Here is an 18,091-nt window from a genome sequence, read left to right on the forward strand (position 1 = left end):
AGCGAGAAGGAAGCATGTTCGACGGATACATCTTCACCGAGGGCTCCCTCGCCAACGTCGAGGTTGACGGCGAGGTCATCGGCTACGAGATGCGCACCCGCATCCCCTACTACCGCGGCATCCCCCTGTCGATGGTCCACGACGTCGAGGTCGAGGTCGACGGTGCCGCGGTGGCCCGCGAGGACATCCGCTTCACCGCCGACGGCGGCGAGCACTGGTGGACCCTCGCCGAGATGGAGACGGTGACCTCCTTCCGCTGGGAGTACGAGGACGAGGCCACCGTGCGCGTCCTGGCCCCCGGCGGCCTCGCCCCGGGCGAGCACGAGGTCCTGCTGCGGGTCAGTGCCCGCGTCGCCTACATCCCCGTGCCCTTCTCGGGTGAGATGAGGCGCACCGTCACCATCGGCTGAGCCTCCCGCCACGTCCGACCCTGAGCCCCGGGATCTCACGCTGAGACCTGACGCCTCCCGTCAGGCCCCGGCGCGAGGGCTCAGGGCTCAGCGCACCTGAAAGGCCCCATCATGACCCGCTCTCCCGCTGCCCCCACCGTCGCCGGTCTCCTGCTCGGCGGCCAGCTGCACAACTCCTCCTCCTCGGACCTCGACCACGCCCGCGCTGCCTACGACACGGTGGCCGCCATGGGCGGCAACGCCGTCACCGCCACCGTCTCCTGGCACCTCGTCGAGCCGGAGGAGGGCGTCTTCGACTTCAGCGGCGTCGACCCCCTCGTCGACATGGCGCGCGAGCGGGGCCTCGCCCTCACCCTGCTGTGGTTCGGCGCCTACAAGAACGCCGCCTCCACCTACGCGCCCCGCTGGGTGCGTGCGGACGCCGAGCGCTTCCCCCGCGCCGGGCTCGGCGCGAGCAGCACCGGGCCGGGCGCCTTCTCACGCCCCGGCACGCCGGTCCTGTCCGTCTTCTCGCCCGCCCTGCGCGCCGCCGACCGCCGCGCCTTCGAGGCCCTCACACAGCACCTGGCGGCCACCGGCGCCGACGGCGGCCCTCTCGTCATGCTCCAGGTCGAGAACGAGACCGGCCTGCTCGGGGCTGGACGCGACCACAGCGCCGTCGCCGACGCCGCCTGGGCGGGCCCGGTCCCGGCGGCCCTCACCGACTGGCTCGCCGCCCACCCCGGTGCCCAGGGCACGGCCGCCCGGCTGTGGCGCGAGCACGGCTCGAGGACCGCGGGGACCTGGGCCGAGCTCTTCGGCCAGGACGTCTGGGCCGAGGAGACCTTCATGGCCGCCGGCTTCGCCGCCTACTGCGGGGAACTGGCCGCCGCCGGGGCCGGGCGCCTGGACGTCACCTACTACGCCAACGCCTGGCTCGGCCCGCAGCCCGGCCAGGACCTGCCCGGCCAGTACCCCTCGGGCGGCCCCGTGGGCGGCCAGGTGGACGTGTGGAGGGCCCTGGCTCCCGCCATCGCCTTCCTCGGGCCGGACATCTACGTCGATGACGTCAAGTCCGCCCTGGCCCCCTACCTGCGCGAGGACAACGAGGTGGTGGTGCCGGAGTCGCGCCTGGCTGTCGGCAACCTCTTCTGGGCCGTGGGCTCGGGCGCCGTCGGCTTCAACGTCTTCGGCGTCGACGACGTGCGCACCGACGGGCAGCTCGCTGCCGGGTACCGTCTCCTCGGCGGTGCCGGTGAGCTCATCCGCGCCGCCCAGCGCGAGGGCCGGGTGCGGCCCGTGCTGCTGGAGGCGGGGGACAGCGCCGTCGTCGAGCTCGGCGCTCTGAGGTGGACCCTGCGCGGCAGCATGGACGTGCTGCGGGCGATGTTCCTCGACGCCGGCGTCGCCGTGCGCACCGAGGCCGCCGAGGCCCCGAGCGAGTCGACGGGGGCCGCGCTGGTCGCCTCCCCGGCGGACACGCGTGCCATGGCGGTGCTCGTGGACCTGGGTGGCGACGAGCTGCTCGCCATCGGCCAGGGGCTCATGCTCGACGTCGAGGGGGCGGACGGCTCACTCGTCGAGATCGACGACGCCTGGGAGGGCCGCTACGAGGACGGGCAGTGGGTCCCGGGGCGCAACCTCAACGGGGACGAGCGCCTCAACCTCTTGCCGCCGGACTCCCTGGGCGCCGTGCGCGTGAGGGTGCTGCGCCGCGGCTGAGCTGAGGGCAGGGCACGTTGTCCACCATGACAACGCTGCCCTTGTGCTGCGCCGCGCATGAGCGGAGGGCGCGGGCCCCGGTCCCGGCCCGTGCCGGACGGGACCGGGCGCGTCGGTGGACCACGTGCCTGTGCTAGGACAACCTGCGTGCGTTTGGACAACCTGGTGGACGCCAGCAGGTTGTCCTTGGCGCAGCAGGTTGTCCTTGCGCGAGGAGGTTGTCCTGCAGAGCTGCCGATGTGGGGCTGCCGCGGGCGCAGGCTCAGACCGCGGGCCTGCGCCGCCGGCCTCAGGCCTCCCGCAGGAGCGCCGGCCTCAGGCGTCCTGGCGGCGTGAGGTGTCTGCCTCGTTGGCCTCTGCGATCACATCGTTCAGTGCTGTGATGAGGCTTGGGATATTGAGGATCGCGGTGTCATACACTCGGGCGTCATTGATGGTGGCGTAGCCGTGGATGAGGACGTTGCGCATGCCAACGGCTTCAGCGAGTCCTGGGATCCGGCCCGCCGTCTGGGGGTCGTCCCGGCGGAGCCTGCCCAGTGCCTCACCGATAATCTCGAACTCCCGCTCAACCGCCCTGCGTCGGAGCAGATCGTGCTCGTAGCCCGAGAGAGATCCCGGCTGTGAATTCGGCGATCGCTTGTGCTGCGGTCAGCGCATCCCACAGGAGCGCTGCTGACTCACCGCGCATAGAGGTCCACTGCTTCGGAGAATGCCTGCCGAGCGAAGTAGGGGTTGCGGACCGCGCTGGCTTCTACGAGGTCGACCGGTCGTCCAGTGATCTTCTCAAGGTCCTGCTGCAGAGCGAGGAACGGGGTGATGCCACGACCGGCCTCGGGGCGGAAGTCGACAAGGAAATCGAGGTCGCTGGTTCGTGCGTCGAAGGCACTTGTGACGGCTGAGCCGAAGAGCCGCAGGCGTGCGACGCCATGGCGCTCGCAGGCGCGCGCAAGCGCCTCACGATCCAGCGCAGCGATCCCAGCCATGCAACGAGGGTAGCAGCGGGCTCCGTGGCCTGGTCTGCGCCGGACCGGGCGCGTCGGTGGACCACGTGCCTGTGCTAGGACAACCTGCGTGCGTTTGGACAACCTGGTGGACGCCAGCAGGTTGTCCTTGGCGCAGCAGGTTGTCCTAGCGCGAGGAGGTTGTCCTTGCGCGAGGAGGTTGTCCTGCAGAGCTGCCGATGTGGGGCTGCCGCGGGCGCAGGCTCAGACCGCGGGCCTGCGCCGCCGGTCTCAGGCCTCCCGCAGGAGCGCCGGCCTCAGGCGTCCTGGCGGCGCAGGGTGAGCATCTCGGGGGCGGCGGTGGACGAGCCGGCCGGGAGCCAGCGGATGAGGTTCTCGGGGGCGAGCAGCCGGTCCGTCACGAGGTGCCCCAGGCCGACGACGGCGACCGGGATGTGGGACAGCTCGGCGGATCCGCCGCCGGAGCCGCGGTGGACGTGGGAGTCGACGACGAGACCGAGGCCGATGCCGACGCTCAGGCGCACGACGAGGATGTCCTTGGGAGCACCGGTGCGGCCCGCCGCGGACGTGGCGAGAGCGTTGACCTCGTCGTCGACCCACACGGGCAGGCCGAGGGCGCGCGTGAGCTGCTGGCGCAGGGCGAACCCGGGCCAGGCTGCGACCTCGACGTCGTGCGTGTGCGAGGAGAGGATCGAGCCGTCGCGGAAGTCCACTGGCAGGGCGATGGAGACTCCCAGGCCCCACGGGGACGGCAGTCTCTCGGCGTCGGCCCGCTCGCGCAGCTCCTTCAGCGCCGGAAGAGCCGCGTTGAGTGCCCCTGGCGGTCCGGCGAGGAACCCGACCGGGAGCGTGCCCTGATCGATGACGGTCCCGGTGAGGTCCAGCAGCGCCGCGACACTGTGGCGGTAGGAGAGCTGTAGCGCGAGGACGCTGCCGGCGCGCGGGTTGAAGGCCCAGTTCTCAGGGGCGCGGCCGCCGGTGGAGTCCGCCTTGCCGCTGTGGGTGAGCAGGCCGACGGCGAGGGCGGCGTCCAGGCGGCGGTCGACGGCGTTGCGGCCCAGGTCGAGCAGGTCGATGAGGTCGGTGCGGGTGACACCGCGCGGGTAGGCGCGTGCGTGGCCGATGAGGGCCGCGAGCTGACGCACGTGCGTGGGGTGCATGCCCGTGATGCCCGTGGGGGAGAGGGGCGGGGGCTCCCACTGCAGAAGCGCCGTCGGTGCTCATCTGGGAAGGGTATGTGAGACCCGTCCGCTCCGGGGTTACTTCCGTTTCACGAGTATGTCACCACTTCGGCCTTGCTGGTGCGGAAGTGAGGGGGATTTACTCATGTCGTAGCCACCACCGGGACGAACCGAAGTCCCGGACGACCCGGCTCTCCCGTACGTGAACCCCCACTCGGACCCCACAGAAAGGTCTGCCATGACGACGACGTCAGCGGCCCCCGCCACGAAGGCTCAGGTTCCCCTGAGGCACAAGGGCACCTTCCCGCTCGCCGAGTTCGGCTCCCAGCTCGTCTGGAGCACCGTCGGCTCCTACCTGCTGCTCTTCTACACCGACGTCGCCCTCATCGCTCCGGCCGTCGCGGGCGGTATCATGCTCGTCGCCCGCGTCCTGGACGGCGTCCAGGACCTGGGCTTCGGCTACATCGCCGAGCGCACCCGCAGCAGGTGGGGGCGCTTCCGTCCCTGGGTCATGTTCGGCGCGCCCTTCCTCACCCTCACCCTGGTCATGGCCTTCGTCAACCCGGCCACCGGCTCCACCGGCAAGATCTGGTGGTCCGCCACCACCTACATCCTCCTGTGCTTCGTCTACACGGTGGTCAACATGGCCTACGGCTCGATGCCCGGCGTCATGACCACCGACACCAACGAGTGCCTCACCCTCAACTGGCTGCGCACCCAGGGCTCCTCCCTCGCCCAGATCGTCCTCAACGCGGTCACCATGCCGCTGCTGCTCCTCTTCGGCTCGGCCGCTGCGGCCAAGGGCTACGACTCGCGCTCCTTCCTCATGATGGCGATCATCTTCGGGGTCGTCGCCCTGCCGTGCTTCATCATCACGGGGGCGAACTCCAAGGAGGTCATCACCCTCACCCCGGAGCAGAAGAAGGTCCCCTTCTCACGCACGGTCAAGGCCGTCGTCGGCAACGGCCCCCTCATGCTCATCTTCTGCGCCCTGCTGCTGGGCTGCATGTCCATCTTCAGCCGCCTGGGAACACTCGCCTACTACGCGATCAACAACATGGGCGACCCGCGCCTGGTGGCAAGCGTCTTCCTCGCCTTCTCCGTCGGCCAGATGATCGGTGGCCTCGTCTTCCCGCAGTTCGCCCGGGTCCTGGGCAAGATGCAGGTGCTCATCATCTCCAACGTGCTCATCAGCGGCCTCCTGCTCACCATCTTCTTCCTCAACCCCCACAACACGACCGCGATCCTCGTGGTCCAGTTCCTCTACGGCCTGTCCAACTTCGGCCAGCCGATCATCTTCTCGATGGTGCCGGACGCCGTGGACTACTACGAGGAGAGGACCGGTGTCCGGGCCGACGGCACCTCCTACGCCGCCGTCTCCCTCTCGACCAAGATCGCGAGTGCTGTGGGCGCCTCCTTCGGCATGTTCATCATCGGTGGCTTCAGGTACGACGGTGCCCTCGCCGTCCAGTCCGCCCACACGCTCACCGGCATCAACATCGCCGTCAACCTCATGCCCGCGATCTTCTCCCTCCTGGCGGTGGTCCCGCTCCTGTTCTACAAGCTCAACCACCAGCGCATGGCTCAGATCACCGCCTCCCTCGAGGCCAAGCGCGCCGCCGCCCTCGCCCAGGTCGGCATGAGCGCTGAGGCCGGCGGGCAGGACCGGGCCGAGCAGTGACCTGGGCGGTCGGCGCGTGGCCGTGTCGCGCCGACCGCTCCCGATGGAACCGGGCCCCGGGCCCGCCGAGCACGCGTGATGCGAGCGTGCGAGGCGGCCCCGGGGCCCGGTCTGCCGGTGGAGGCCGAGAGACCCGGGTGCTCCCGCCGGAGCCGCAGGGGGCGCCGGCGCCTGCGGCTCCGGCGGGAACGAGCGGCTCAGCGTGTGCGTTTTGTCAAGTAGAAACCGTGCGTTTTGTCAAGTAGGGGCATGGGCTGCCGTCGGAGTCGTTCAGCGGCTTCGCCGGCCTCAGGCGTCCTGGCGCCTGTGGGTGACGAGCTCGGCGACACCGACCGGCGAGCCCTGCGCCAGCCAGACGTGCATGACGTGCGGGGACAGGAGGCGGTCGGCCGCCAGGCGGCAGGCCCCGATGAGCGCGTCGTCGGGGTGGCCCATGCGGATGCGCAGACGCTCCGAGGTCGAGGGCAGCACGCGCCGGCGCAGCGCCTGGCTCACCACCTGCCCGAAGAGCTGTCCCGACGCCGTGACGTCACCGCCCAGCACCACCTCGCCCGGGTTGTACGTCGTCGTGACGACGGCGAGGACGACAGCGAGGCGGTCGGCCGCCTCGGTCGCGATGCGCACGCACACGCGGTCGCCCTGGGCGACACCGCGGAAGACGTCGATGTCGCGGATCGTGTCCTTCTCGCTCATGACCTCGCGCAGGTACGAGGAGGTCTTGAGGACCTGGGGTGTCGTGGCGGCGTCCTCCATGGCGCCACCGGAGACGACGGTCTCAAGGCAGCCGCGGCGTCCGCAGCGGCAGGCGGCCCCGCCCGCCCCGGACATCTGGATGTGGGCGATCTCGCCGGAGGCGGCACCCGCTCCGCGGTGGACCTGGCCGGAGGAGACGATGCCCATGCCCAGGCCGAGTGAGACGCGGACGTAGAGCAGGTCCTTGGGGGCGCCCACGCGCGAGGCAGCGGCCAGGGCCATCATGTTGACCTCGTCGTCGACCCACACGGACATCTGCAGCGCCTCGGCCAGGCGTGTGCGCGCCGGGTAGCCGGTCCAGCTGGGGCCGGAGCCGGCTCCCGCGACCGGCGGCACGATGCTGCCGTCGCGGAAGTCGACGGGGGTCGGCAGACTCGCCCCCAGGCCCCAGGGGGCGGGCAGGTCCGGGCGGCTGCCGCGCAGGGCGGTGAGGTGGTCGATGGCGGTGGTGACGACGGCGGCCGGGTCGTCGATGAGGCCCGCCTCCCAGGTGACGCGCTCAAGGACCTCACCGCCGATGCTCATGAGGGCCGCTGTGCTCTGGCGGTAGGAGACGGCCAGGGCGAGCATCGTGGCGGCGTCAGGGTTGAAGCGCCACATCTCGGGGGCGCGGCCGCCGGTGGACATGCCGCGGCCGGCGGGGACGAGCAGTCCCATCTCGACGGCGGTGCGCAGGCGGCGGTCGACGGCGTTGCGCCCCATGGACAGGGAGTCCACGAGGTCGGCGCGGGCGACGCCCTGCGAGTAGGAGCGGGCCTCGGCGATGAGGTGGGAGAGCTGGGTGACGTGGACGAAGGAGGGCGGACGCGGGGCACGACGTCGTGACATGGGCGCGTCGGCCTCGTCGCCTGCGGCGCCTCCGGGGGTGTCCTCGTGCGTCGTCACACGGGAAGTGTAGCCAACGGGGCTGCGGCCCTGAAGGTCAACGAGGTGGGCCGTCGGTCCCATGAGTGCTGGAGAAGCGTAAGTTCGCCCATGCTTGTGCACATGTGGTGCAAAAGAGGTGGTGGGGGGCGTAGTCATAGGCTGTCCGCCTGCGTTGACTGTGATCCAGAACGCGAGGGGCCCGACACGGCAGTCCGGCCCCGGAGGTTCCGGGCAGAGCAGCCCGAAGATCGCATCACAGAAAGGCCTGTCATGACCACCCAGTCAGAGGCTCCCGCCAAGAAGGGCGGCATGGTCCCCCTCAAGGAGAAGATCTCCTTCGGTTTCGCCGAGTTCGGCTCCCAGTTCGTCTGGAACACCGTCGGCTCCTACCTGCTCCTCTTCTACACTGACGTCGCGCTCATCCCCGCCGTGGTCGCCGGCAACATCCTCCTCGTCGCCCGCGTCCTCGACGGCATCCAGGACCTCGCCTTCGGCTACATCGCCGAGCGCACCAAGTCCCGCTGGGGCCGCTTCCGCCCCTACGTCATCTTCGGCGCCCCAGTGCTCTCCATCTCCCTCATCCTCGCCTTCTGGATGCCCTTCGGCGGCAGCGGCACCGGCGTGAAGGTCGCATGGGCGGGCATCACCTACGTCCTGCTGTGCTTCGTCTACACCGTGGCGAACATGTCCTACGGCTCGCTGGCCGGCGTCATGACCACCGACTCCGGTGAGCGCGTCACCCTCAACTGGATCCGCTCCATCGGCTCGATGATCGCGCAGAACGTCATGAACGTCGTCACCCCGCTGCTGCTCGTCTTCTTCGCCGCCTCCGAGATCGCCAAGGACAAGGGTGGCGACGCCCGCTCCTACCTGCTCACGATGGTCGTCTTCGCCTGCATCGCCCTGCCGGCCTTCCTCGTCACCGGCTTCAACGTCCGCGAGCGCATCACCCTGACCCCCGAGCAGCAGAAGGTCTCCTTCGGTGCGACCGTCAAGGCCGTCGTCTCCAACGGCCAGCTCCTCGTCATCTTCTTCATGCTCCTGGTCAACCTCATCGGCCTCTTCGGCCGCCTCGGGGTCATGTACTTCTACTGCATCTACATCCTGGGCAACCCGGTCCTCATGGCCCCCGTCATGCTGGCCTTCTCCCTCGGGTCCACCGCCGGCCAGGTGCTCCTGCCCCCCCCTTCGCCCTCAAGCTGGGCAAGCGGAACATGCTCATGGCGTCCGTGCTCCTGAGCGCGCTGTTCCTCTTCCTCATCTTCTTCATCGGCGACTCCATGGGGATGACCGTCTTCTACATCCTGCAGTTCTGCTACGGCATGGCCGGCTTCGCCGCCCCCATCGCCCTGTCCATGGTCCCGGACGCCGTCGACTACTACGAGCTCAAGACCGGCATCCGCGCCGACGGCACCTCCTACGCCGCCGTCTCCCTGTCCACCAAGTTCGCCTCCGCCATCGGTGGTGCCTTCACGCTCTACATCATCGGTTGGTTCGGCTACGACGGCGCCGCCCAGCAGCAGACCGCCGAGGCCATCACCGGCATCAACGTCGCCGCCAACCTCATGCCCGCCATCGCGGCCCTCATCGCCTTCATCCCGCTCCTGTTCTGGAAGCTGTCCACGAGGAAGATGGAGGAGATCGCCGCCGAGCTCGAGGTCAAGCGTGCCGCCCAGGCCGAGGCCCTGGCCCACGGCCTGAGCCGCGAGGAGGCCGAGGCCGTCACCGAGCACGCCGTCGAGGAGGCCGAGTCCTGACCCGCGGTGCCGGCACCGGTACCACCCGCCGTCGGCACAACCTCATAGGGACGCCACCGCCAACTGGTGACCGCCCCGCCTGACATGCTCAGGCACACACCGTTGGGGCCGTGGCCCGGGCGCCGCGCCCGGACCACGGCCCCAACGAGCACAGCCCCACCGCCCCGCACACCGAGGAGCCCACCGTGACCACCGCCCCCGCCGACCAGCTCACCGACGCCCAGCGTGAGCACATCGAGACGCTCCTCGCCTCCCTCACCTGGGAGGAGAAGCTCAACCAGGCCCAGATCACCTTCAAGATGAGCCTCGAGGAGTGCCTTCAGGCCGCCCGCAGCGGCATCGGCGCCCTCTTCTGGCCCGGCGACGCCGCTGGTACCAACGCCGTCCAGCGCGCCGCCGTCGAGGAGTCCGCCCACGGCATCCCCCTGCTCATCGGCCTCGACGTCATCCACGGCCAGCGCACCACCTTCCCCACCCCCCTGGCCATGGCCGCCTCCTTCAGCCCCGACGCCGCCCGCACCTGCGCCGCCGTCTCCGCCGCCGAGGCCCGCTCCGGGGGCGTGACCTGGACCTTCTCCCCGATGGTCGACGTCTCCCGCGACCCGAGGTGGGGCCGCGTCGCCGAGGGCTTCGGCGAGGACCCCCTGCTGTCCGGCGCCATGGGGGCCGCCATGGTCGAGGGCTACCAGCACGAGCGCCTCGACGAGCCCGGCACCCTCATCGCCACCGCCAAGCACTACATCGGTTACGGCGCCGCCGAGGGCGGACGCGACTACAACACCGTCGACATCTCCGACCAGCGCCTGCGCAGCGTGTACCTGCCGCCCTTCCAGGACGTCGTCGAGGCCGGTGCAGGCTCCGTCATGGCCTCCTTCAACACGGTCAACGGCCGCCCCGTCCACGCCAGCCGCCGCCTGCTCACCGACCTGCTCAAGAACGAGCTCGGCTTCACCGGCGCCGTCGTCGGGGACGCCAGCGGCGTCGAGAACCTCGTCCCCCACGGCGTCGCCACCGACCTGGCCGAGGCCGCCACCACCTCCCTGCTCGCCGGCCTCGACGTCGAGATGGGAGGGCGCCTCTACGACCCCGACACCCGCCCCGGTGCCCCCGCCCTCCTCGAGCCCACCCCCGAGCTCGTCGCCCGTGTCGACGACGCCGTGCGCCGCCTGCTCACCCTCAAGATGGCCCTCGGCCTGTTCGAGACCCCCTATGTCGACGCCTCCGCCGAGGTCACCGCCCCCACCGAGGAGCACCTGGCCGCCGCCCGGGCCGCTGCCGAGAGGGCCCCCGTCCTGCTCACCAACGACGGCACCCTGCCGATCGCCCCCACCGCCCGGCGCATCCTCCTGGCCGGCCCCGCCGCCACCCACACCGACCACCTGGGCGCCTGGGTGCAGCACTTCGCCGCCCCGCCCGCCCACGGCCTGGACGCCGCCCTGGCCGACGCGCTGGCGCGCGAGGCCGCCGCCCGCGGCGAGCAGGCCCCCACCCTCACCGTCCTCGGCGGCCAGGACCCCCTCGGCGTCACCGAGGAGGAGGTCGCCGCCGTCGCCACGGCCGCCGCCGAGGCGGACCTCGTCGTCCTCGCCCTGGACGAGCCCAGCCAGCTGACCGGCGAGGCCACCTCCCGCGCCGACCTCCACCTGCCCGGGGGCCAGGCCGCCCTCGTGCACGCCGCGGCCGCCACCGGCACCCCCGTCGCCGTCGTCCTCGTGGCCGGACGCCCGCTCGTCACCGAGGAGTGGATCGAGGAGCCGGGCGCCGTCCTCATGGCCTGGCACCTGGGCACCACTGCCCCGGAGGTCATCGCGGACCTGCTCACCGGTGCTGTCAACCCCTCGGGCCGGCTGCCCATGGGCTTTCCCCGCCACTCCGGCCAGCTGCCCGCCACCTACGACGCCCACGAGCGCACCGGCCGCCCCGCCAGCCGCGGCGGCGAGATGGTCAAGCCCCAGTACGACATGGGTCTCGACGGGCCCGCCAACCTCCAGGAGTTCTTCACCTCCAAGTACCGCGACCTCGAGCGCGGGCCCCGCTTCCGCCTCGGCCACGGCCTGTCCTACACGCGCTTCGAGTACACCGGCGCCGCCCTCTCGCGCCCGGTGGTGAGCCTCGCCGAGCTGGCCGGCGGCGTCGACGTCACCGTCACCGTCACCAACACCGGCGGGCGCGACGGCGAGGACATCATCCTGCTCTTCACTCGTGACGTCGTGGCCACCTTGGCCCCTGCGGTGAGGAGGCTCGCCGGCTTCCAACGGGTGGGCCTGGCCGCGGGTGAGAGCGTTGACGTGTCGTTCCGCCTCACCCGCCGCGACCTGGCCCTGTGGGACGACGACGGCGAGGGCTGGCGCGTCGAGCCCGGCGACTTCGAGATCCGCCTCGGACCGGACCCGGACGCCGCCGCGCTCACTCTCACCGTCACGCGCTGAGCACCACCCGCCTCGAGAGGAGAGCTCCATGCAGACCGGAACCCGAGCAAATGGCACCACCCGTGACGGCGCCCCGTCGTCGTCACCGACGGCCCCGAGAAGGTCGGCCGTCTCACCGGAGTCCACGCCGAGCGCCTCCACCTCATTGAGGGTCTGTCCCCGGACCGCCCCCACTGGGGCCCTGAGGAGTGGGCCAGGCTCGAGCAGTTCGATGCTCCCGTCGAGCCCGTCGACCTGCCCGAGGTCGAGCGCCGCGAGGCCCACGCCCCCGGTCCCAACGGCCCCGTCCGCGTCATCGTCACGATCCCCACGACTCTCGCCGAGCCCGACGCCCAGGGGCGCCGCGGCGCCATCGTGTGGATGCACGGCGGCGGCTTCATCGTCGGCGAGGCGAAGATGCCCGAGGGCGACCACACCGCTGCCCGCCTGGCGGAGGCCACCGGCCTGCCCGTCATCAACGTCGACTACCGCCTCGCCACCGAGGGCCGCCACCACCCCGTCCTCCACGACGACGTGTGGGCCGCCTTCCGCTGGGCCCGCGACGGCGGGCACGGCCTGGCCACCGACCCGTCACTCGTCATCGTCGGCGGCGGCAGCGCCGGCGCCGCCCTGGCCGCCACCATCGGCCACCGCGGCCGGGATGAGGGCCCCGCTCCCGCCGGGGTCGTCCTCGCCTACCCGCTCGTCCACTACCCCCTGCCCGAGCCCTCCGCCGAGCTCGCCGCCGTCCTCGCCACCCTGCCGCCGCTGCTCTACGCGGGCCCCGAGGCTGAGCAGGCGCAGAACGACAGGCTCATGAGGGCGTTGCTCGGACCGCGGATGACCGACGTCGCCCACTTCGACTACGCCATGCCCGGCAACGCCACGGACCTCGCCGGCTACCCGCGCACCTACGTGGAGAGCTGCGAGGCCGACGCGCTGCGCGCCTCCGGCGACGCCTTCGTCGCCCAGCTCGAGGCGGCCGGCGCGGACGTCGAGTCCCACACCGTGCCCGGCGAGACCCACGGGCACCTGTCCGTGCCCGGCCTGCCCGCGGGGAAGACCACCTGCGCCCACTTCGCCGCCTTCATCATCGACGTCGTCACCTCGGCCCGCTCCGGCAGGGCCGGCACGACGGCCTGACCAGACACGCCCCCCGGCAACACCCCGGCACAAGCTAAGGACCTGAGGACACTGACATGAGCACGAGCACCACCCCCACCTGGGGCCACGGCATCGAGAACCAGCGCCGCGCCAACCTCGGCGACGGCACCTACCGCAACCCCGTCATGGGCGGCGACTACCCGGACCCCACCGTCCTACGGGTGGGGGAGCGCTACTACATGACCTTCTCCTCCTTCGAGTCCAGCCCCGCCATCGTCCTCCTGCGCTCGGAGAACCTCGTGGACTGGGAGCCCGTCGGCCCCGTCCTCGAGGAGTCCTGGGGCAGTGTCTTCGCCATGGACCTCGTCGAGCACAAGGGGCGCTACTACCTCTACATCCCCTTCATGCCCACCTCCTGGTCCACGGTGGACGCCCCCACCATCGCCGTCATGTGGACCGACGACATCGAGGGCGGGTGGCAGGGGCCCGTCGACCTCGGCATCCGCGGCTACATCGACCCCGGTCACGCCGTCGGGGACGACGGCGAGCGCTACCTCCTCCTCAACGGCGTCGACCGGGTGCGCCTGACCGACGACGGCCTGGCCACCGACGGCCCCATCGAGCACGTCTACGACGGCTGGCACTACCCCGAGGACTGGGTGGTCGAGGCCTACTCCCTCGAGGGCCCCAAGCACGTGGTCCGCGACGGCTGGCACTACCTCGTCTCCGCCGTCGGCGGCACCGCCGGGCCCGCCACCGGCCACATGGTCATCGTCGCCCGCTCGCGCAGCATCGACGGCCCCTGGGAGAACATGCCCACCAACCCGCTCCTGCGCTGCACCGACCCCGCCCAGCCCTGGCACTCGCGCGGCCACGGCACCCTCCTCGAGGGCCCCGGCGGCCAGTGGTACGTCATCTACCACGCCTACGAGAAGGACGCCCAGGGGCTGGGCCGCCAGATCCTCCTCGAGCCCGTGGACTGGACCGCGGACGGCTGGCCCGTCGCCCGCGGCGGCGACCTCACCGAGCCCCTGCCCCTGCCCGGCGGCGCGACCCGCCCCCACGGCTTCGCCCTCTCGGACGACTTCACCGAGCCGAGCTGGGGCTGGCGCTGGACCTTCGACCAGCCCGACGCCCACGAGACCGACCGCGCCGTCCTCGGCACCGAGGGCCTGCTCCTGGCCGGCAAGGGCACGGACCCCGCCACCTCCTCACCCATGACCCTGCGCGCCCCCGACCGCTCCTACCGCGTCGAGACCAGCGTCGAGCTCGTCGACGGCGGGACGACGGCGGGCCTCCTGCTGTTCTTCAACCACCGGCTCTTCCTCGGCCTCGAGCTGGCCCCCGGCCGCCTCCAGGCCTGGACCGGCGGCACCCGTACCTGGGGCAGCGAGCCGCTCGACGAGTCCGTCACCGCCCTCGACCTGGCCATCACCAAGCGCGAGAACATCGTCGACATGCACTACCGCCTGCCCGGGTCCGAGACCTGGACGCGCTACCCGCTCACCCTCGAGTGCTCCGGCTACCACGCCAACACCGTCAATGACCTAGTGTCCCTGCGCCCCGCCGTCTTCGCCACCGGGGACGGCCGCACCCGCTTCCGCGGCGTGACCTACCGGGCCCTGTGACACCACCGGTCCCGGCAGGGCGCCCGCCCCGCCGGGACAGGAAGGACGGGACCCCGCCGTCGGGCCCGACGGTCCCACCCCTCAGCAGCGCCCCCGCCCACCCGCAACGCCCGGAGGAACCGACGTGACCACCACCCCCGCCCTGCGCCGCCCCGCCACCCGCACGAGCCTGAGCGCCGAGCACCTGGCCGACCCGCCCCGCACCGACCGTCCCGGCACCCGCTGGTGGTGGCAGTCACCCACCCCCGTCGCCGAGCTCATCGAGGAGCTGCGCGCCATCGCCGCCGCCGGCTTCGGCGAGGTCGAGATCGCCTTCTCACCCGGCTTCTGGGCCGATGACGCCCAGCAGGAGGCCCTGGCCGCCGTCCTGGACGAGGCCGCCCGCCTCGACGTCGGCGTCGCCATGACCCTCGGCGCCGCCTGGCCCCTCCAGACCCCCAACACCACCACCGGCACCGAGCACGCCAGCCAGGAGCTCCAGTACGGCGCCACCTGGGTCGAGGGCACCGGCACCCACCTCACCACCCCCGTGCCCGCCCCCTTCGACGACCCCGCCCGCGAGCGCGGCGGCCACCTCGTCGCCGTCGTCGCCGCCCGCGTCCTTGAGCGCGGCACCGCCCCGCGCGTCGTGCCCTCCGGCAACCCCTGGGGAGAGCCCACCAAGATCATCGAGCCCGAGCGCTCCACCCTCATCGACCAGGACACCCTCACCGTCCTCACCGGCGCCGTGCGCGGCGAGGGCACGAGCGCCGTCGTCTCCTGGCTCCCCGGCGAGGGCACCTGGGTGCTCACCGCCTTCTGGTCGCGCGACTCCAAGCAGGGGGTGACGAGCTTCCTCGACGCCGGCGCCGCCCTGGACTACCTCGACGAGCACCAGATCGGGGCCGCCGCCGGCGCCCTGCACGAGCCCGGCTCCACCGCCACCGAGCTCTTCGAGGACTCCCTCGAGCTCAACGCCGACTGCCTCTTCTGGTCCCCCACCATGATCGAGCGCTTCACCGAGCGCCACGGCTACGACCCCACCGTCTACCTGCCGCTGCTCATCGCCCACGGCCAGTGCCGCTACTGGGTGCCCGAGGAGGCGCCGCGCCCCGACTTCGCCCCCGCTCGCCCCGACGGGACCGTCACCGACCTGGGCCAGCGGGTGCGCGCCGACTACGACCGGCTCATCACCGACCTCTACACCACCGACCACCTCGCCCTCATCCAGGACTGGGCCGTCGGCCACGGCATGCGCCACAAGGCCCAGGCCGCCTACGGCCAGAACCTCGAGCCCGTGCGCTCCTTCCGAGAGCTCGTGCGGGTGGGCGGGCGCGCCGAGGTCGAGTCCCTCAACTCCGGCGACCGCGTGCCCATGTCCACCACCAACCCCACCTGGCGCTTCAGCACCGACTGGCAGCGCTCGGCCGTGGCCGGAGCCCACCAGGGCGGGGCCGTGCGCGTGTCCACCGAGCTCGGCGCCCAGATGGACAAGTGCTACGACTTCAGCCTGTCCGGCTACCGCCAGATGCTCGACAAGGAGTGGGCGCTGGGCGTCACCAAGCCCTTCGTCCACGGCTTCGCCGCCCAGGCCCCCGACGCCGCCTGGCCCACCCAGGGGCGCTTCGGCACCGTCGTCTCCGAGTCCTGGAACCACCGCCACTTCCCCCAGTGGGAGGCCTGGGGAGCCCTGGCCCGCTACTGGGCGCGCGGCACCGCCGTCCTCGAGACCGGCACGCCCCGCACCGACGTCGCCGTCTACCGCGACGGCTTCCTCGCCACTGCCGCCCGCGGCAACGCCGAGGCCGACGCCACCGCCCCTGACCGCCTGCTCGACGCCGAGCCCCTGGAGCGCGCCGGCTACGGCGTCCAGGTCCTCGACCCCGTGGGCCTGGCCGAGCCCGGCGTCCTCGGCACCGACGCGACGGGCGCCACCGTCCTGTTCCCTGAGGGCCCCGCCTACCGCGTCCTCGCCCTCGAGTCCGAGTCGCTGACCGCCGACGCCGCCCGCGCCCTCGCCCGGGCGGCCGAGGCCGGCCTCGCCCTCGTCATCGTCGGCACCCCGCCGTCACGCGACACCGGCTGGGGCGGCGAGGACCGCTCGCCCCAGGTGGCGGCCGACGTCGCACAGGCGCTCGCGGCCGCGCGCACCCGGCGGGTGGCCGGCTGGGACGAGGTGCCCGGCGCACTCGCCGACCTGGGCGTGCGGGCGCGCGCCGGCTGGTCCGGTCCGGCCCTGCTGTCCCAGGTGCGCGACGCCGAGGAGGGCCGCTACGCCCTCGTCTACAACCCGAGCGCGTCCGAGGCCGTGAGCCTCGTGCTCGACGTCGAGGGCGAGGGGGCGGCCGCCGCCGTCGACCTCGACGCCGGGGCCGTGCGCCCGGTGGCGGCCCGCACCGCCCAGGGCCGCACCCTCGTGGACCTCGCCCTGGCCCCACTCGGCCTCGCCGTCCTGTGCGTGGGGGAGCCGGCGCCGTCTGCTGGCGCGGAGCCGGAGGCGCCCGTGCGCGTGGCCGGCGCGCTCGTGGGGGCCGGCGCCGACGCCGGCGCCCTGGACCCTGCCGGCGAGGACCTCGGCCTCGTCTGGGGCGACCTCGTCGTCACCACCGAGGAGCAGGGCGGAGCCCGGGCGCTCACCCTCGCCGACCAGGGGCCCGCCGACTGGCGCGAGGTCCCCGGGCTCGAGGACGTCTCCGGCACGGGCCGCTACCGCGCCCTCGTCACCGGGGTGGACGGCGGCCCCGCCACGGCCGGTGCCCTGGCCGGGGCGCGCCTGTCCCTCGGGCGGGTCGGCGGCGTCGCCACGGTGAGCGTGGGCGGGCACGTCCTCGCCACCGTCCTGCGCCCCGACGACGTCGTGGAGGCCGGGGCGGCGCTCGCGGCCGAGGCGGCGGCCGGCCGCGAGCCGGCCATCGAGATCGAGGTCCGCACGACCCTGCGCAACGCGACCCTGGCGGCGGACGTCTACATGAAGGGCCCGTGGGCCGTGACCCACCCGAGCGCGCCCCACGGCCTGATCGGGCCCTTGCGGCTGCTCGCCTGAGAGGACGGGCCGGCGGACGCCCGCTCAGTGACCGGTTGATGTGTGGACGCGCTGTGCCGGGGACGGCGTGGCGCGTTCCGCTTCTGTGGGGCGCACGCTCATGTCAACAGGTGGTGGGCGTGAGCGTTGAGATTCCGCGGTAGAGGATCCAAGCTGGCATGCGGCTGCCTGCTCCCATGTGCGTGCGTGTGCGCGACGCACATGGGAGGGCGGCGACCGCTGGTGGCATGATTCCGTGTTCCGCACGGCCTCAACGAAAAACCCAGGTTCTGGCGCTTGTCCGTCAGCGTTGAGCGTGCGGCCGGGGTGCCCGGGTCCGTCCGGGATGGTCAGCCGGACGCAGCGGCAGGTGTCCAGCCCTCGTCCGGTCTCAGATGAGCCCGAGGCTCCTGAGCCGGTGGGGCATGGTGGTTGATGGACAGGGGCCCTGCGTGTCGATCGGGGGCTCGCCGGTGGTGGGCAGGTGGCAGCGCGGTCCCGCGAGCTCCTTGAGCACGGTCAGGGGGTCCCCGTTGATGAACTTGGTTCTCACGGAGTACCGCTTGCGGTCAGCACGACGACCGAGAGCAGCGAGGTAAGCCATCTCGGTGTTTCTCCCGTTGGTGACGAGAAGGACG

Annotated in this window: 13 protein-coding genes and 1 pseudogene; 9 read left to right on the forward strand and 5 right to left on the reverse strand. The window is 72.2% G+C overall.

The features are described 5' to 3' along the window. The first annotated feature begins 14 nt into the window (after positions 1 to 14). Positions 15 to 410: a C-glycoside deglycosidase beta subunit domain-containing protein gene (locus H6X67_RS04720; protein ID WP_249368507.1), complete on the forward strand. Its 396-nt coding sequence runs from the start codon at positions 15 to 17 to the stop codon at positions 408 to 410. Between the two features lie 111 nt (positions 411 to 521). After that, on the forward strand, positions 522 to 2,111 hold the full coding sequence (locus tag H6X67_RS04725; protein WP_249368508.1) for a DUF5597 domain-containing protein: 1,590 nt from the start codon (positions 522 to 524) through the stop codon (positions 2,109 to 2,111). Between the two features lie 315 nt (positions 2,112 to 2,426). On the opposite strand, the pseudogene H6X67_RS04730 reads toward H6X67_RS04725, so the two are convergent. From H6X67_RS04730 to H6X67_RS04740, 3 genes and pseudogenes are all read right to left on the reverse strand, one after another. Beyond that, a pseudogene (locus H6X67_RS04730) lies at positions 2,427 to 2,708 on the reverse strand (HepT-like ribonuclease domain-containing protein); the annotation flags it as partial. 80 nt (positions 2,709 to 2,788) lie between these two features. Beyond that, positions 2,789 to 3,094, reverse strand: a complete 306-nt coding sequence (locus tag H6X67_RS04735) for a nucleotidyltransferase family protein (protein WP_249368509.1) — start codon at positions 3,092 to 3,094, stop codon at positions 2,789 to 2,791. A gap of 275 nt (positions 3,095 to 3,369) precedes the next feature. Continuing rightward, positions 3,370 to 4,233: an ROK family protein gene (locus H6X67_RS04740; protein WP_249368510.1), complete on the reverse strand. Its 864-nt coding sequence runs from the start codon at positions 4,231 to 4,233 to the stop codon at positions 3,370 to 3,372. Positions 4,234 to 4,492: 259 nt separating this feature from the next. Here H6X67_RS04740 and H6X67_RS04745 point away from each other — a divergent pair, with 259 nt between their 5' ends. Beyond that, positions 4,493 to 5,935, forward strand: a complete 1,443-nt coding sequence (locus H6X67_RS04745) for an MFS transporter (protein WP_249368511.1) — start codon at positions 4,493 to 4,495, stop codon at positions 5,933 to 5,935. 288 nt (positions 5,936 to 6,223) lie between these two features. On the opposite strand, the gene H6X67_RS04750 is transcribed toward H6X67_RS04745, so the two are convergent. Next, positions 6,224 to 7,573, reverse strand: coding sequence for an ROK family protein (locus H6X67_RS04750; protein WP_249368512.1), 1,350 nt, complete (start codon positions 7,571 to 7,573; stop codon positions 6,224 to 6,226). Between the two features lie 252 nt (positions 7,574 to 7,825). Between H6X67_RS04750 and H6X67_RS11825 the strand changes: the two genes are divergently transcribed. The 6 genes from H6X67_RS11825 to H6X67_RS04780 all read left to right on the forward strand — a co-directional run bounded on the left by H6X67_RS11825 (position 7,826) and on the right by H6X67_RS04780 (position 17,474). After that, positions 7,826 to 8,794 (forward strand): MFS transporter, encoded by a 969-nt coding sequence (locus H6X67_RS11825; RefSeq protein WP_250738909.1) that lies wholly within the window; start codon positions 7,826 to 7,828, stop codon positions 8,792 to 8,794. Beyond that, entirely contained in the window at positions 8,776 to 9,312 is a 537-nt protein-coding gene (locus H6X67_RS11830; protein WP_250738907.1) for an MFS transporter, read from the forward strand. Before H6X67_RS11825 ends, H6X67_RS11830 begins: the two co-directional genes overlap by 19 nt. Positions 9,313 to 9,497: 185 nt before the next feature. Continuing rightward, on the forward strand, positions 9,498 to 11,741 hold the full coding sequence (locus H6X67_RS11835; RefSeq protein ID WP_349305312.1) for a glycoside hydrolase family 3 N-terminal domain-containing protein: 2,244 nt from the start codon (positions 9,498 to 9,500) through the stop codon (positions 11,739 to 11,741). Between the two features lie 303 nt (positions 11,742 to 12,044). Beyond that, positions 12,045 to 12,863 carry an alpha/beta hydrolase fold domain-containing protein gene (locus H6X67_RS04770; RefSeq protein WP_311765865.1) on the forward strand — a complete coding sequence of 273 codons (819 nt, stop codon included), beginning with the start codon at positions 12,045 to 12,047 and terminating at the stop codon, positions 12,861 to 12,863. A 56-nt stretch (positions 12,864 to 12,919) separates the two neighbouring features. Next, the gene (locus H6X67_RS04775) at positions 12,920 to 14,452 is read left to right on the forward strand and encodes a family 43 glycosylhydrolase (protein ID WP_249369853.1); all 1,533 of its coding nucleotides are present in this window, start codon (positions 12,920 to 12,922) and stop codon (positions 14,450 to 14,452) included. 124 nt (positions 14,453 to 14,576) lie between these two features. Further along, positions 14,577 to 17,474, forward strand: a complete 2,898-nt coding sequence (locus H6X67_RS04780; protein ID WP_249377061.1) for a glycosyl hydrolase — start codon at positions 14,577 to 14,579, stop codon at positions 17,472 to 17,474. 370 nt (positions 17,475 to 17,844) lie between these two features. Here the strand turns inward: H6X67_RS04780 and H6X67_RS04785 are convergent, their stop codons facing one another. Continuing rightward, positions 17,845 to 18,006 carry a hypothetical protein gene (locus H6X67_RS04785; RefSeq protein WP_249368690.1) on the reverse strand — a complete coding sequence of 54 codons (162 nt, stop codon included), beginning with the start codon at positions 18,004 to 18,006 and terminating at the stop codon, positions 17,845 to 17,847. Positions 18,007 to 18,091 lie beyond the last annotated feature (85 nt).

It is taken from the genome of Actinomyces sp. AC-20-1, assembly GCF_023369555.1.
GTDB lineage: Bacteria > Actinomycetota > Actinomycetes > Actinomycetales > Actinomycetaceae > Actinomyces.